General features: G+C 43.0%; 13 protein-coding genes. 2 read left to right on the top strand and 11 right to left on the bottom strand.

Features of this window, described 5'->3' with window-relative positions:
• Positions 1-5: 5 nt before the first annotated feature.
• The 5 genes from oxc to fdnG all read right to left on the bottom strand — a co-directional run bounded on the left by oxc (position 6) and on the right by fdnG (position 8,474).
• A complete protein-coding gene (oxc, locus tag O7C57_RS00345) occupies positions 6-1,709 on the bottom strand; it encodes an oxalyl-CoA decarboxylase (protein WP_154622149.1) in 1,704 nt (567 codons plus the stop codon).
• A 63-nt stretch (positions 1,710-1,772) separates the two neighbouring features.
• A complete protein-coding gene (gene frc, locus O7C57_RS00340; RefSeq protein ID WP_269723490.1) occupies positions 1,773-3,023 on the bottom strand; it encodes a formyl-CoA transferase in 1,251 nt (416 codons plus the stop codon).
• An 800-nt stretch (positions 3,024-3,823) separates the two neighbouring features.
• On the bottom strand, positions 3,824-4,474 hold the full coding sequence (gene fdoI / locus O7C57_RS00335) for a formate dehydrogenase cytochrome b556 subunit (RefSeq protein ID WP_154624780.1): 651 nt from the start codon (positions 4,472-4,474) through the stop codon (positions 3,824-3,826).
• On the bottom strand, positions 4,471-5,415 hold the full coding sequence (fdxH, locus tag O7C57_RS00330; protein ID WP_269723489.1) for a formate dehydrogenase subunit beta: 945 nt from the start codon (positions 5,413-5,415) through the stop codon (positions 4,471-4,473). Before fdxH ends, fdoI begins: the two co-directional genes overlap by 4 nt.
• 11 nt (positions 5,416-5,426) lie before the next feature.
• Positions 5,427-8,474, bottom strand: a complete 3,048-nt coding sequence (gene fdnG / locus O7C57_RS00325) for a formate dehydrogenase-N subunit alpha (protein WP_154624782.1) — start codon at positions 8,472-8,474, stop codon at positions 5,427-5,429.
• A gap of 182 nt (positions 8,475-8,656) precedes the next feature.
• Between fdnG and fdhD the strand changes: the two genes are divergently transcribed.
• On the top strand, positions 8,657-9,487 hold the full coding sequence (gene fdhD / locus O7C57_RS00320) for a formate dehydrogenase accessory sulfurtransferase FdhD (protein WP_154624783.1): 831 nt from the start codon (positions 8,657-8,659) through the stop codon (positions 9,485-9,487).
• 3 nt (positions 9,488-9,490) lie between these two features.
• Here fdhD and O7C57_RS00315 read toward each other — a convergent pair whose 3' ends face one another.
• From O7C57_RS00315 to rpmH, 6 genes are all read right to left on the bottom strand, one after another.
• Positions 9,491-10,270, bottom strand: coding sequence for a transferase (locus O7C57_RS00315; protein WP_154624784.1), 780 nt, complete (start codon positions 10,268-10,270; stop codon positions 9,491-9,493).
• Between the two features lie 336 nt (positions 10,271-10,606).
• Positions 10,607-11,971 (bottom strand): tRNA uridine-5-carboxymethylaminomethyl(34) synthesis GTPase MnmE, encoded by a 1,365-nt coding sequence (gene mnmE, locus O7C57_RS00310; RefSeq protein ID WP_154623504.1) that lies wholly within the window; start codon positions 11,969-11,971, stop codon positions 10,607-10,609.
• A gap of 99 nt (positions 11,972-12,070) precedes the next feature.
• Entirely contained in the window at positions 12,071-13,720 is a 1,650-nt protein-coding gene (gene yidC / locus O7C57_RS00305; protein ID WP_154623503.1) for a membrane protein insertase YidC, read from the bottom strand.
• 2 nt (positions 13,721-13,722) lie between these two features.
• Positions 13,723-13,983 carry a membrane protein insertion efficiency factor YidD gene (yidD, locus tag O7C57_RS00300; RefSeq protein WP_014657163.1) on the bottom strand — a complete coding sequence of 87 codons (261 nt, stop codon included), beginning with the start codon at positions 13,981-13,983 and terminating at the stop codon, positions 13,723-13,725.
• Complete coding sequence (rnpA, locus tag O7C57_RS00295; protein ID WP_163863441.1) at positions 13,947-14,306, bottom strand: ribonuclease P protein component; 360 nt, start codon at positions 14,304-14,306, stop codon at positions 13,947-13,949. The genes yidD and rnpA overlap by 37 nt, the downstream gene beginning before the upstream one ends.
• Before the next feature lie 21 nt (positions 14,307-14,327).
• A complete protein-coding gene (gene rpmH, locus O7C57_RS00290; protein WP_004906236.1) occupies positions 14,328-14,471 on the bottom strand; it encodes a 50S ribosomal protein L34 in 144 nt (47 codons plus the stop codon).
• Between the two features lie 692 nt (positions 14,472-15,163).
• Between rpmH and dnaA the strand changes: the two genes are divergently transcribed.
• Complete coding sequence (gene dnaA / locus O7C57_RS00285; protein ID WP_163860443.1) at positions 15,164-16,555, top strand: chromosomal replication initiator protein DnaA; 1,392 nt, start codon at positions 15,164-15,166, stop codon at positions 16,553-16,555.
• The last annotated feature ends 5 nt before the right edge of the window (positions 16,556-16,560 follow it).

Raw genomic sequence — 16,560 nt, 5'->3', positions numbered from 1 at the left:
AATAACTAGTTTTTCACCACAGATTTCGGGTTTAAGTTTCCAATATGGCCACTTTCAGTTCCCACCGCTGGGTCAATAACTACATTAATTAATGTTGGCTTACCGGACTCAAGACCTGCTTTTAACGCTTGTTGAATCTCATCCGGTGTCGTTGCGTTATAACCGATGCCACCGAAAGCCTCGATCATCTTGTCATAACGAGCACCTGCCATTAATACAGTAGGGCAAGGATCTGCATCACCATGCAAGTTCACGCCGTCCCCACGGTAAATGCCCCCATTGTTAAAAATCAAAATGGTGACAGGAAGTTTGTAGCGGCAGATAGTTTCAATTTCCATGCCACTGAAACCGAAAGCACTATCGCCTTCAATGGCAACAACAGGTTTTCCGCTCGTCACGGCGGCGCCTACCGCATACCCCATACCAATGCCCATAACTCCCCAAGTACCACAGTCTAAACGCTGACGAGGTTTGTACATATCGATGATGTTACGTGCGTTATCGAGCGTATTAGCGCCTTCATTCACCACATAGACATCTTTATGATCAACTAATACATCGCGAATGGCGCGTAACGCGTTGAAATAATTCATCGGTGAAGTATCAGTGTTTAACTTAACCGCCATTTTCTCACTATTGGCTTTTTTGATATCATCAATACCCGCCATCCAATCACTTGGAGATTTCACAGGCGTTGAGGCCAATCCAGCCAGTAATAACTCAATACTCGAATAGATATCACCCACCACAGGTGCCGTAATACGGCGATTACTATCAATTTCAGACGGTTCAATATCCAGCTGAATGAACTGTGTATCCGGAGACCAATGTTTACCTTTTCCATGGTCTAACAACCAGTTCAAGCGAGCTCCCATCAATACGATAACATCGGCGTTAGATAAGGCATGCGAGCGTGCTGCTGCCGCTGATTGAGGGTGATCATCCGGTAATAACCCTTTCGCCATTGACATCGGTAAATAAGGAATACCTGTTGTTTCAATGAATTTACGAATATTTTCGTCTGCTTGTGCGTAAGCTGCACCTTTACCCAAAATAATTAACGGTCGTTTAGCTGACGCTAGCAATTTAAGGGCTTTATCAACAGACTCAGGGGCTGGCAGTTGGCGAGGAGCAGGATCTTCAACAGTAAAAATGGTTTTATCTGCTTCATCTTTATCCATCACAGCAGCCAGTACTTCTGTGGTTAAATCCAGATAAACGCCTCCCGGACGACCTGAAACAGCAGCACGGATTGCACGTGCTAGCGCGATCCCCAAGTCTTCAGGCTTATTGACACGATAAGCAGCTTTAACAAAGGGTTTCGCTGTATTCATTTGATCCAGTTCTTCATAGTCGCCCTGTTGTAGGTCGATAATCGCTCTATCACTGGAACCACTGATTTGAATCATGGGAAAACCATTCGTCGTCGCATTGGCGAGAGCCACCATACCATTTAGGAATCCTGGTGCAGATACGGTTAAACAAATACCTGGTTTTTGCGTTAAAAAACCGCTGATTGCCGCAGCATTACCCGCAGATTGTTCGTGACGAAAACCGATGTAACGAATACCTTCGGCTTGAGCGTGACGAGCCATATCTGTCACAGGAATACCAACAACACCATAAATGGTATCAATGCCATTTTTTTTCAGAGCATCGACGATAATATGCATACCATCGGTTAAGTTTTGGGTTTGTTCAGTCGACATGTCCACCTCATAAAATACAGAAAAGTGCGTAGGGAACTTTCAGCAACGTTCCCTAATTTAAGATTAAATCGCTTTGTTAGTCCGCATTGACGCAATTTGTTCCGCGCTATAACCCAATTCAGTTAACACTTCCTCGGTATGCTCGCCTAACAGTGGTGCACTTTTAATTTCAGGGGTGAAAGAGGAGAACTTCATAGGGCAACCAACGGTTAAGTAAGTACCGCGTTTTGGTTGCTCAACTTCAACAATACTGCCGCTATCACGCAGTGATTGATCACGTGCTATCTCACGCATGCTAAGTACTGGTGCACATGGCACACCGTATTGACTAAGATATTCAACCGCTTCATGCTTGTCTTTATCCGCTAAGAATTTCTCAATCTCAGCAAAGATATCAAAAATATGCGGCTGACGAGCTTGCGGTGTGCTGTAAGCGGGGTCTTTTGCCCACTCAGGTTTACCAATAGCAATACAGGTTTGCTCCCAATCCTGCTCTTGAATTGTGAAGTAAATATACGCATTTGAGTCAGTTTCCCAACCTTTACATTTTAAAATCCAACCGGGTTGGCCACCGCCCCCCGCATTACCTCCACGAGGTACCGCATCACCAAACTTACCGTTCGGATATTGAGGATACTCTTCGAGGTAACCCACTTTTTCTAAACGCTGTTGGTCACGCAACTTAACACGACACAGGTTCAATACTGCATCTTGCATTGACATCGTCACTCGTTGCCCTTTGCCTGTTTTTTCACGGTGCAACAATGCGGCGAGTAAGCCGATTAATAAGTGCATGCCCGTATTACTGTCACCTAATGCCGCCGCACTCACTAACGGTGGGCCATCCCAAAAACCTGTCGTTGAAGCCGCACCACCCGCAGCTTGTGCAACGTTTTCATAGGCTTTTACATCTGCATAAGGTGAATTTTCATTAAAACCTTTGATTGAACCAAAAATTAAACGAGGGTTAAGTTCTTGAATATGTTCCCAAGTAAAACCCATATGGTCGATAGCACCTGGATGGAAATTCTCAACCAAAACATCGGCCTGCTTAATCAGGCGTTCCATCACTTCTTTACCTTCTGGTGTTTTGGTATTTAATTCAACTGAACGTTTATTACTGTTTAGCATGGTGAAATACAGCGCATCGACATCAGGAATATCTCTCAACTGATTACGCGTCACATCCCCCACACCAGGGCGTTCAATTTTAATTACATCAGCACCGAACCACGCTAACATTTGAGTACAAGATGGCCCAGACTGTACACCTGTAAAATCGAGTACTTTGATACCTTGTAAAGGAAGATCCATGAATTACCTCATTATTTAGCTGTCGTAAATGGAATTAAATGATTTATTTAGCTGTGGTGAATGTCATTTCAAAAAACAATGATTATATTTAGATGAATTCTTATTAAGAAATAATGATTTACACCGTTATAATAAATATTTCATCTAATGTCTAGGCAATCAAAATAATATCGGCCAATGGTTTTATTATTCTATCTTGTTAATAATAAACAGTTATTAATCTCTTAATTTTTCAATAACTGAATGAATTGCTATTTATAAATACTAAAATGTACAGTATTGATTATTATAATACGTCATTAATCACTCCTATTATGATTATCTTATTTGATATTATTAATTTGAGCATCTTAATTAAGCTAACCATAAAGGATAAACAAAAGAGATAAAAGTGTTATAAATCAATGATGGAAATAAAAACACAACTTTATTATCAAAATAAAATCAACAATCAGAGTACTATTATTGAATGCGCTTTAATTATTATTTATTTGATATAACCCTTATTATGATTAATCCAGATCATCATAATATGAAGGGTATTAATAATATTTTTCGTTTTGTACGCTTATTGTTTTTATTTTTCTTAAATTATAAATTTATTTATATTACGATAATAATGAAATAAATTATTACATTATTTATATTACTGAATAGCTTTAGTTATATTATACGTCTAATATGAATATATTGACTGCTTGTGAAGCCAATTTATTCAATACATTGAATATTGTTTTTATCAAAAAAAACCCACAAACAATAAACGTTTGTGGGTTTTTGATCAGAACAACAATAGAAGCTTAGTTTTTCTCTTGTTGCTGCTGTTTCTCTTTTTCGACAATTTCACGATACCAACGTGGGTGATGCTTCTTCGCCCAACCACGTGTTACCCAACCTTCAACCATTGCACGTACTGAGCCTTTGACCCAGATAGCAGCATAAGCATGCACCACAATCATAATGATCAAGGCAATCGCTGAAATGGAGTGCACGATAATGGCTGCACGATAAATTGGGATTGAGAAAAAGTCTGCGAAGTAAGGACGCCACATGATCACACCGCTTACCGCTAGCAGCAGTAAACAGATAGTCACCACCCAATATACCCCTTTTTGACCAAGGTTATATTGACCAACGTCCCCAGCCTCTTCATTCTTCAATACCTTACCGATATTTTTCGCCCACTTAATATCTTCTTTATTGATAAAGTTATGGTGAAAATAGCGGAAGAACATAAAGACGAACAATAAGAACATCGCTGTACCGACAAAAGGATGCAGGATCCTAGCCAGCTGTGGCGTGCCTAGAATGTTCATAAACCAGTTCAGGGATGGGAAGAAAAATCCCAATCCACTGATAGCCGTGAACAAAAAGCAAATCACAACCGCCCAGTGATTGATCCTCTCAATCGGTTTATGGCGAATAATCTTTTCATTATCCTGCGGCATCATTTGTGATCCTCCCCTTCAACTGATTTTGAAGTCTCAGAAGATGTTGAGTCCTGAATGTCCTTCAGTGCCTCTTCCTCTTCTTTCTTGGAGACGCGGTTCGGACCAATACCCACATAGTGGAAGATGGCCGCCGCAAACGTTGCAGCAAAACCAACCGCTGCTAACGGCTTCCAGATACCTTTCCAGAAAGTGACTGTTGGGCTAATTGTCGGATTGTCCGGCAGACCATGATATAGCTGAGGCTTATCTGCATGATGTAATACATACATTACGTGGGTACCACCAACACCTTCCGGATCATACAGACCCGCGTTGTTGTAACCACGTGTTTTCAGTTCAGCAACACGGTCTAACGCCAATGCGGTCATGTCCTCTTTGCTACCAAAATGGATAGCACCGGTTGGACAGGTTTTCACGCAGGCAGGTTCTTGCCCAACTTCCACACGGTCGACACATAGCGTACATTTATATGCACGGTTATCTTCCTGATTAATACGTGGAATATTGAACGGACAGCCTGCAATACAGTAGCCACAACCAATACAATGTTCTGATTGGAAATCGACAATACCGTTTTTATACTGAACAATCGCGCCTTCTGATGGACAAGCCTTTAAACAGCCTGGATCATAGCAGTGCATACAGCCATCTTTACGAATCAGCCATTCAAACTTGCCATTCTCTTCCACTTCAGAAAAACGCATCACGGTCCATGACTTAGCGGTTAAATCGGTTGGGTTATCATATACCCCAACGTTTGTACCGATTTTGTCACGGATATCGTTCCACTCTGAACAGGCTACCTGACAAGCTTTACAGCCAATACAGGTAGTCACGTCAATCAGCTTCGCCACTTCTTCCTTAAAGTCCCTCACTTGCGCTGGGGGCGTCAGGGAATTGGTGGCAGAGCGACGAATAATGTCTTGTGATTGCATTGACATAATTTATCTCCTTACACCTTTTCCACATTGACAAGGAATGATTTAAATTCCGGCGTTTGCGTATTGGCATCACCCACATATGGCGTCAGTGTATTTGCAATGAAGCCTTTCACCGCTAAACCTTCAAAGCCCCAGTGGATAGGAATACCTATGGTATCCACATCTTTGCCGTTGACTTTCAACGTATGAATACGTTTTGTGACAACCGCTTTCGCTTTAATATAGCCGCGTTTAGAGCTGACTTTCACCATATCGCCTTGTTTAATCCCTTTTTCTTTCGCCAAGCGATCACCAATTTCAATGAATTGCTGTGGCTGAATAATGGCATTCAACAACGCATGTTTTGTCCAATAGTGGAAATGCTCAGTTAAGCGATAGGTTGTTCCAACATAAGGGAATTCTGTCGCTTTACCCATTTGCGCCCAGTCGTCTTTAAATACACGAGCAGCAGGGTTAGACACCACATTAGGGTGTAATGGGTTGGTATCGAGCGGTGTTTCAATCGGTTCATAATGCTCTGGGAATGGACCTTCCGCCATTTTATCCAGTGCAAACAAACGTCCCATACCTTCTGGTTGCATAATGAATGGGTGTACACCACTGCCCGGAGGCGCATTACTGTAGTCCGGTACGTCCATACCTATCCACTTGCTGCCATCCCATTCTAGAATTTGACGGCGTGGATCCCATGGTTTGCCCATTGGGTCAGCAGATGCACGGTTATAAATAACACGGCGGTTTAACGGCCATGCCCATGCCCAGCCAAGAGTATTACCCAGACCTGTTGGGTCAGAGTTATCACGACGCGCCATCTGGTTACCTTTCGGTGTCCAGCTACCCGTAAAGATCCAGCAACCACTCGATGTAGTCCCATCATCACGTAATTGGGCGAACGAACTTAACAGCTCACCTTTCTTCACAATGATGTTGCCATCAGCATCTTTTAGATCGACCAGTGCATAACCATTACTTTCTTGTGCCACTTCTTCCGGAGTTGGATTATCACGGTCAAAGTAGTTCCAAGTCATGTTTAATACTGGCTCTGGTGACTCACCACCTTCGGTTTCATAGAGCTGGCGTATACGGTGATAAATACCTGACAGAATTTCACCATCACTGATGGCTTCACCTGGGGCATCTGCACCTTTCCAGTGCCATTGCAACCAACGAGCAGAGTTTACAATCGAACCATTCTCTTCAGCAAAACAGCAAGATGGCAGACGGAAAACCGTTGTTTGAATAGTCGATGGGTCGACATCATTCATTTCGCCATGATTTTGCCAGAAGTTTGACGTTTCTGTATTTAATGGGTCAATCGTGACTAAGAATTTCAACTTAGATAGCGATTTGATGATTTTGTTTTTGTTCGGGAATGAGGCTAATGGGTTAAAGCCTTGGCAAATATAACCATTGACTTCACCTTTATCCATCATTTCGAAATAACGTAAAACATCATAGCCTTGGTCCCATTTAGGTAACCAATCAAAGCCCCAGCTATTCTCTTTTTGCGCTTTATCACCGTAGAAAGTCTTCATCATACTGACAAAGAATTTCGGGTAATTGCCCCAATAGTTCACCTGACCAGGTTGGGTCATTTTAGGGGTATTCGCTTCTAAATAGCTCTCTAGCGTGGTTTGTTTTTCTGACGGTAAAGTCAGATAACCCGGTAAGCTTTGAGATAACAAGCCTAAGTCAGTCAGACCTTGGATATTCGAGTGACCACGCAGTGCGTTAACCCCACCGCCTAGCATACCCATATTACCCAACAGTAACTGGATCATCGCCATGGTACGAATGTTTTGTGCACCGATGGTATGTTGCGTCCAGCCAAGTGCATACAGGAAAGAGGCCGTTTTATCTTTTGCACTCGTCTCTGCAATGTACTCACAGACTTTCAAGAAGTCTTCAATCGGCGTACCGCAGATGTTATTCACCACTTCAGGTGTATAACGGCTAACGTGATCTTTCAGCAGATTCAAGACACAACGAGGGTGAGTTAACGTAGGATCGCGTCGTGCGAAACCATTCTCATCCATCTCGTAGTTCCACGTCGTTTTATCATACTGACGTTTTTCTGCATCATAGCCTGTGAATAAACCATCATCAAAACCGTAGTCTTCACGAATGATAAGGCTAGCGTTGGTATAAGCTTCAACGTATTCCTGCTGAATTTTTTTGTTATCCAGTAGGTATTTAATCACACCTGACAAAAATGCAATGTCAGTACCAGAACGGATAGGCGTATAGAAATCCGCCACAGCCGCTGTACGGGTAAAGCGTGGATCAATAACAATGAGTTTAGCTTTATTATGGATTTTGGCTTCCATCGCCCAGCGAAAACCGACTGGGTGAGCTTCTGCCGCATTACCGCCCATAACAACAACAAGGTTTGCGTTTTTAATATCAACCCAGTGGTTGGTCATCGCACCGCGACCAAATGTTGGAGCAAGACTTGCTACCGTTGGTCCGTGTCAGACACGCGCTTGGTTATCCACGGCAAGCATGCCGAGGGCGCGACTAAATTTTTGGGTGACAAAACCTGTTTCGTTACTAGCGGCTGAAGCACAGAGCATACCTGTTGTCAGCCAACGGTTAACCGTTACACCATCTTTATTCTGCTTGATGAAATTGGCATCACGGTCTTCTTTCATCAACTTGGCAATACGATCAAAAGCGTCGTTCCAAGTGATGCGTTTCCACTCATTGGTTCCAGGTTCGCGTACTTCAGGATATTTGAGTCGACTTTCACTGTGGATAAAGTCGATAAGTCCTGCACCTTTCGGGCAGAGTGCGCCGCGGTTAACCGGATGATCCGGGTCACCTTCAATATGAAAAATGCTTTCTTTGGCATTTTTCGCTCCATCGCCTAAGCTATACATCAATAGCCCACAACCGACAGAACAGTACGTGCAGGTATTTCGGGTTTCTTTCGCACGCAGTAATTTATACTGACGTGTCGACGCTAACGCAGTTGAGGGTGCAAAACCCAACGCTGCTGCCGTCGTACCCGCCATACCGCCAGCGCAGATCTTAAAGAACTGCCTTCTGCTGACTTGCATGGGGATCTCCTCATTTACATTGCTCTTGTTTACCTAAGAAATGTTTTAAATCGCGATATTCAGGTAAACTGTTCTTATTCAACGTCTTCCGTATCGTATTCAGGTTCATTGCCTGAGAAATGGTGTAAATTCTTTTTACCCATAATTAATATTATGTATCATTAGTGCTAGGAATTCATCTAATGTATGAAACAAATAACACGAAACTGTCAAAATCTTTGAAAATGATTGGCGCAAACCATACAAGTGTGCAACAAAAAGGCAACCTTGATCAGTCTATAACTGATTGGGTAGCCGAAGAATTACCTGTTGCTTTAGTTTATAACGGCATATCACATGTCGTGATGATGGCGACACCAAAAGATTTAGAAGATTTTGCTATCGGGTTCTCATTATCGGAAGGGATCATACAATCAAAACAAGAAATCCGAGGAATTGATATCATTCAAGGCTGTCATCGTGGCCTTGAAGTGCATGTTGAGTTATCTAACCGCCGTTTTATGGGGTTAAAAGAGCGTAGACGTAACCTAGCTGGGCGAACTGGCTGTGGTATTTGTGGTACTGAACAACTTGATGAGATATTCAAACCGATTCCTCCACTGCCTTTCACTCAAACGTTCTCACTATCTCACCTTGATCACGCATTAACTGAACTGAAGAAAGTGCAAGAAATCGGTGCATTAACGGGCTGTACCCATGCCGCTGCATGGATTTCCCCAGAAGGCCTGCTTGTGGGGGGATGTGAAGATGTCGGCCGCCATGTTGCGCTTGATAAGCTATTAGGCATGAAACATCGCCATCATTGGCAACAAGGCGCTGTCTTGGTCTCTAGCCGTGCCAGTTATGAAATGGTACAAAAAGCAGCAAGTTGTGGAGCAGAAATCTTGTTTGCTGTTTCAGCAGCCACCTCCCTTGCCATCGAAGTGGCTGATAAAGCCAATCTAACCTTAGTGGGTTTTTGCCGCCAAGGGAAAGCAACTGTCTTTACTCACCCAAGCCGCATAACGAACTAATGGTTATGCCTTCTCCAGAGAGTGCAACATCCACAAATTCGGCTCAATATATTCAATCGATTGTTTTTCTATATCAACAGTGACAGGGACTAACGCGTTCGGTACGACGTATTGTCCTGACTGTATAAAACGCATGCCTGTCCATGACTCCCACTGCTCGACCGTGCCTTTAATCGACATTGAGCGGTGTATAGGTTTTAATATTTTGCCACCTAAGCGCCAATGTGTGCGTATCCAAGGGTCAAAAGGTTCTCCCTGCTCGTTGGTCCATCGGCAATAATCATCGAAGGGTTGTAATGGATAACGATGCTTTAAAGTTGGGCGAACAGGTACTACGACGGCCTTTGCACCATACGCTACCGCTGCTTTTTTCAACGCGTTGATCAGCAGAGCTGGTATTTGATAGCCGCGATATTCAGGCTCAACAGTGACAGAGAGTGCAGAAATATAGCGATCCTCTCCGTTTTTGTTTTCAATCGCAAAATTGAAAATGTCATCCCAGCCTAAATCCACTAATTTTGTGAGGTTGTGATCAGGCCATTGGAAGAGGACGGATTTAATCACCCCGACCACTTTTTCAGTACCTTGAATATCCGCTACCGCTAAAAATTGAAATTGGTTCATAGGCTCTTCATAAAGTTTTTCCCAATATTCATCACAGACGGCCGTTTCACACATAAATTGTGGCCATAACTTGTCTAGCAGTTCATCAGACTGTTCAATAAGATCAGGGCGTTGGACAAAACTGTGGATGTTTATCGTAATAGAAGGTTTGATACTCATAAATATAACCTATGACGAAAATGAGCTCGGTAGTATAAAAGGAAAATAAAAAGAAGGATTAAGATAAAATTAACGTTAAGTAGGCACCATCCGAATAATAAGTATTTCTTAATGATGTTAGCACTATCACTGCCCTTTGCCATATATTTCAATATGCTAATTTGGGTTTCCTGCATAGAAAATAGCGACTCTAAAAATACTTTTGTCTTCACTCCTCAGTTCTATAATCAGTTAACAGATCTAATGGAAATACGTTAGAAGTTATTACAACCGCGACTTTTTAAGCAGCTTGCTGATTAGATAGCAAGCTGCTACCACACTGAGTTAAATCAGTTTTTACTTCCCGATACAGAAACTTGAGAAAATGCGGCCGAGCAAATCATCTGATGTGAATTCCCCCGTGATTTCACTGAGCTCTTGTTGCGCTAAACGTAATTCTTCGGCTAATAGTTCTCCTGAACGGGCAACGACCAATTGCTCATGCCCCTGAGCTAAATGCACAGCAGCAGCATCTAATGCCTGTAAATGGCGGCGGCGAGCCAAAAACCCCCCCTCCGTGTTACTATTAAAACCCATGGTTTCTTTGAGATGATCGCGCAGCAAATCTATACCCAGTTCTTCACGCGCCGATAAACGAATCAATGGGTAACGCACATCCCCTACAAATTCTATTTTCTCACCCGTTTTATCGGCTTTATTACGGATGACCGTTACGGGTAAAGTTTCAGGTAAACGCGCCATAAACTCAGGCCAGATGGCTTGTGGTTCTGTCGCATCTGTCGTGGTGCTATCAAGCATAAAGAGAACACGGTCAGCTTGTTCGATCTCTGCCCAGGCACGCTCAATACCAATGCGCTCTACTTCATCACTTGCCTCACGTAAACCGGCTGTATCAATAATATGTAGCGGCATGCCGTCAATATGAATATGTTCACGTAATACGTCTCGTGTGGTACCCGCAATATCCGTAACGATGGCAGCTTCACGCCCTGCTAATGCATTTAACAGACTCGATTTACCTGCATTAGGACGCCCAGCAATAACCACTTTCATTCCTTCACGCAATAAACTCCCTTGGCGTGCTTCAGAGCGAACTCGGGCTAAATCGGCAATCACCTCATTCAACTTCGCTTCAATTTTTCCGTCAGAGAGAAAATCAATTTCTTCATCGGGGAAATCGATAGCCGCTTCTACATAGATACGCAGAGTCGTTAGTGCTTCAACCATTTGATGAATTTGAGCAGAAAACGCGCCTTGTAAAGAGTTCATTGCCGAACGAGCAGCTTGTTCTGAACTTGCATCAATAAGGTCTGCAATCGCTTCTGCTTGCGCTAAATCTAGCTTATCGTTCAAAAAGGCGCGTTCAGAAAATTCACCCGGATTGGCAATACGAACGCCTTCAATCGTAAGAATCCGTTTCAGTAATAAATCTAGAATGACAGGGCCACCATGCCCTTGCAGTTCTAAAACATCTTCCCCTGTAAATGAATTTGGGCCAGGAAAGAAGATAGCAATACCTTGATCAAGTACGCTGTCATTAACGTCTCGGAAAGGTAAATAATCCGCATAACGTGGTTTTGGCAGTTTACCCAATACCGTTTGAGCAACAAAAGCCGCTTTCGGGCCTGATACTCGTAAAATACCGACTCCACCACGACCTGGAGGCGTTGCTTGGGCAACAATCGTATCGTTGGTTTGCATGATGTTTCTCTGTCATAGCTATAAAAAATTAAGGCGGTCCGTAATGGCCGCCTTAATACTATATCCTTAAGTGGCCTTTCGGCTCACCTAAGATTGAGATTATTTTTTCTCTTTTTTATCGCGACTATGTAGACCACGTTTTTCCAGACCACGATAAATAATCTGTTGCTGGATGATGGTCACTAAGTTACTCACGATATAGTACAGTACCAGACCTGATGGGAACCACAGGAAGAAGATAGTAAATACGACCGGCATATAGGTCATAATCTTCTGCTGCATTGGGTCTGTCACCGCCGTTGGCGACATTTTCTGAATAACGAACATCGTCACACCCATTAATACTGGCAGGATGTAGTATGGGTCTTGTGCTGACAAGTCCTGAATCCAACCAAAGAATGGGGCATGACGTAGCTCAACAGAGCCCATCAACATGTAATAAAGTGCAAGGAAGATTGGCATTTGGATAAGTAGCGGTAAACAACCACCTAGTGGGTTTACTTTTTCTGCCTTATACAACGCCATCATTTCTTGGCTCATGCGCTGTTTATCATCACCAATACGCTCACGCATCGCAGCCAGTTTTGGTTGCAGTAAACGCATTTTCGCCATTGATGTGTACTGAGCTTTTGTCAGCGGGTACATGATACCACGGACGATAAAGGTAATAACGATGATAGCAATACCCCAGTTACCGACAAAACCGTGAATGAATTTCAACAGCTTGAACAGTGGCTGAGAGATAAACCATAACCAACCGTAATCAACAGTTAAATCTAAGTGAGGAGCAACTTCAGCCATCTCTGATTGGATTTCAGGACCAACCCATAATGTAGATGAATAAGTTCCAGCACCATTAGCCGCAATAGTCATTGGCTCACTCTTATAACCAATGATGGCTGACTGTTTATCAAGGTCAATGGTATAGAAAGTGCTTTTTTCGTTGCTAGCAGGGATCCATGCGGTTGCAAAATATTGTTGCAACATCGCTATCCAGCCACCTTTCGTTGTGATATTCAGGTTTTTATCTTCAATATCACTAAAGCTATATTTTTTATAGTTAGTTTCATCTGAAGAATAAGCAGCACCGCGATAAGTATGTAAGGCGAAGTTGCTACTACCTGTATCACGTTCTTTTGGTAATTGAATTGTTTGTTTCAATTGACCAAAGAAGGCGAGATTTAAAGGTTGTGCTGTTGGGTTTTGAATATTGTATTCAACATCAACAGTATACTGGCCGCGTTTCAAGACATAGGTTTTTTGATAAACCACACCGTCTTTATCGGTGAATGTCATTGGCACACGCAGCTCATTTTGGCCATCTTGTAATACGAAGCTTGATTCAGCCGTGGTATACACAGGACGTTGACCATTATTATTCGCTGGGTTGTCTGGACCGTGTTGGCCAATCAGACCACTTTGAGCCTGATAAAGAAAGTCAGGCGCCGTTTCCAATAGACGGAAAGGGTCTTCTGAATGAAGGGTTGCAGGATAGGCTAACAAGTCAGCCTCATCGATATCACCACCACGAGTATTGATGCGTAAATCTAACACATCTGTTTTCACTGTGATCAGCTTACCTTGCCCACTGCTCGTCACAGTTTGGGAATCACTGCTTGGCATATCTGTTCGTTGTGCCGTTTGGACAGTTTTTATATCCTGAGCAGCTTTATCGCTCTCCCAGGCCTGCCATACTAAGAACGAAACAAATAGCAAAGCGATGAGTAGAAGATTGCGTTGCGAATCCATCGTTATAATTCTCTATTATCATCGTTTTTTTTAGGCGGAACAGGATCGTCTCCACCAGCGTGTAAAGGGTGGCATTTTAATACGCGTTTCGCCGTTAACCAACTACCTTTTAACATTCCAAACCTGCGCAATGCCTCAATTCCATAATTTGAACAAGTTGGATTGAAACGGCAACGTGGCCCTAACAGCGGGCTAATTGCCAATTGGTATCCCCTAATCAAGCCAATCAGGAGTTTTGAGCCAAGCGACAGTGTCGACGCCATAATTTACCCAATGCTTCCGTGATTTGTTGATTATCGAGATTAGAAACCCCTTTTCTTACCAATACCACAAAATCCATTGGCGGTAACTCGTGTTGATGCAAACGAAAATATTCACGCGCTAATCGTTTAATTCGATTTCGCTCATGAGCTCGTTTAACATTTTTTTTAGCGATGGTAAGACCAATGCGGGGATGCCCCAGCTCGTTTAGGCGACCAAGGATTGTTATCTCTGGGGAACTCGCCCTCTGCGGCTGCTTAAAGACATTATCGAAATGCCTGGGAGTTAGCAAACGTAACTCCCGGGTAAAAGCGAGCTTAACCACTGGAATAGAGGGCTAGCTTTATTACTTAGATGAAACGGTCAGACGAGCGCGGCCTTTAGCACGACGGCGAGCCAGAACCTGACGACCATTTTTAGTGGCCATACGAGCACGGAAACCGTGTGAACGGTTGCGTTTCAGTACGGACGGTTGAAAAGTGCGTTTCATAACGATTTCTACCTAACTTTAAAATTTATTACTGATTCAGTAAACGCGTTGGCAACCAGTGGAAACTGATTTACACCTGTGCCTCTATCGCAACAATATAGAAAGAGGCAGGATTGTAATAAAACATAGGGGGTCACGTCAATGAAATGACGCAATCAAACCACTTTTATTTATAGCCTGGCTGACAGGTTTGCTGACATATGCTGCAACAGCGAATGAAGCTTAAAGCCCATAATTTACTTTAAATTAGTTCATTATGAAAACAACTTCAATGCGCTATACAGGGTGGGAGATTATACGGACTCCACCTCAAAGCGCAAGGATCATCGAGCGATCTAAAAATATTTTTTGATCCTTAGAGAATATTTTCCATAAATCGTCTAAAGTTATCCCCAGCTTTGTGGAAAAAATGTCGCGGATCGAGATCAAAGTGCGCGTTACTCCTATAACCGCATTGTCTTACCACATTTACCTGTGGATAAAAAGCATAAAAACTGTGTAAAAGAATGAAGATCTCTTGCCAATTTTACGGTATGATCTCCGGTCACATTTCCGATCTGAGGATCGGGAAAATACGTTGAGTAAAAATGAATCACATGAGCTTCGCTGGGACTTGTATAAAGCGCCAGTAAAAATTCTTTGCTTAATCTGTACTTCTTTTGTTTCATTGATCTTGTTTAGGGGAGTCCACCGTGTCACTTTCGCTTTGGCAGCAATGTCTTGCCCGATTGCAGGATGAACTACCTGCCACAGAATTCAGTATGTGGATACGCCCTCTTCAAGCTGAATTAAACGATAATACACTGGCACTTTATGCCCCGAATCGTTTTGTCCTTGATTGGGTAAGAGATAAGTACATCAATAATATCAATGAATTATTGAATGACTTTTGTGGTACTGATGCACCAGTACTACGTTTTGAAGTGGGGAGCAAACCAATAACGACTCCTCCAGCGAGTACGCAATCTCGCCATGCTCATGAAGTGCCTGCGATTGCCATTCCATCGGCACCTGTGAAACCAAGTTGGGACAACTCAACCAAAGCACAGCCTGATGTCGCCTATCGCTCAAATGTGAATCCAAAACACACATTTGATAACTTTGTTGAGGGTAAATCAAACCAACTCGCTCGCGCTGCTGCGAGGCAAGTAGCTGAAAATCCCGGCGGAGCCTATAACCCTTTATTTCTTTATGGGGGAACGGGTTTAGGTAAAACGCACTTATTACACGCCGTTGGTAATAGCATCATGCAACACAAAGCAAATGCGCGCGTGGTGTATATGCATTCTGAACGTTTTGTTCAAGATATGGTCAAAGCTTTACAAAACAATGCGATTGAAGAGTTCAAACGCTATTACCGTTCTGTCGATGCATTGCTTATCGATGACATCCAATTTTTTGCGAACAAAGAGCGTTCTCAGGAAGAATTTTTCCATACCTTCAACGCATTACTAGAAGGTAATCAACAAATTATTTTAACTTCCGATCGCTACCCTAAAGAAATCAACGGGGTCGAAGATCGTTTAAAATCGCGTTTTGGCTGGGGGCTAACTGTCGCCATTGAGCCACCAGAGCTAGAAACTCGAGTCGCGATTTTGATGAAAAAAGCCGATGAGAATGAGATCCAACTTCCAGGAGAAGTGGCCTTTTTTATCGCAAAACGCTTACGTTCCAACGTTCGTGAGTTGGAAGGGGCGCTAAACCGTGTTATTGCAAATGCAAACTTTACAGGCCGCGCCATCACCATCGATTTTGTACGTGAAGCGCTGCGAGATTTACTAGCACTACAAGAAAAACTGGTAACTATTGATAACATTCAGAAAACTGTCGCTGAATATTACAAAATAAAGGTTGCAGATTTACTTTCTAAACGCCGTTCCCGTTCTGTCGCTCGCCCGCGTCAGATGGCAATGGCACTGGCGAAAGAACTGACGAATCATAGTTTGCCTGAAATCGGGGATGCCTTTGGTGGCCGTGATCATACAACGGTATTGCATGCTTGCCGTAAAATTGAACAATTACGGGAAGAAAGCCATGACATCAAAGAGGATTTTTCTAATTTAATCAGAACTTTATCATCTTAATTGCT

The sequence above is a fragment of the Providencia sp. 21OH12SH02B-Prov genome (assembly GCF_027362595.1).
In the GTDB taxonomy this organism is placed as follows: domain Bacteria; phylum Pseudomonadota; class Gammaproteobacteria; order Enterobacterales; family Enterobacteriaceae; genus Providencia; species Providencia zhejiangensis.
The sequence above is the reverse complement of the archived record's forward strand: the minus strand, read 5'-3'. Positions and strand labels throughout refer to the sequence as shown.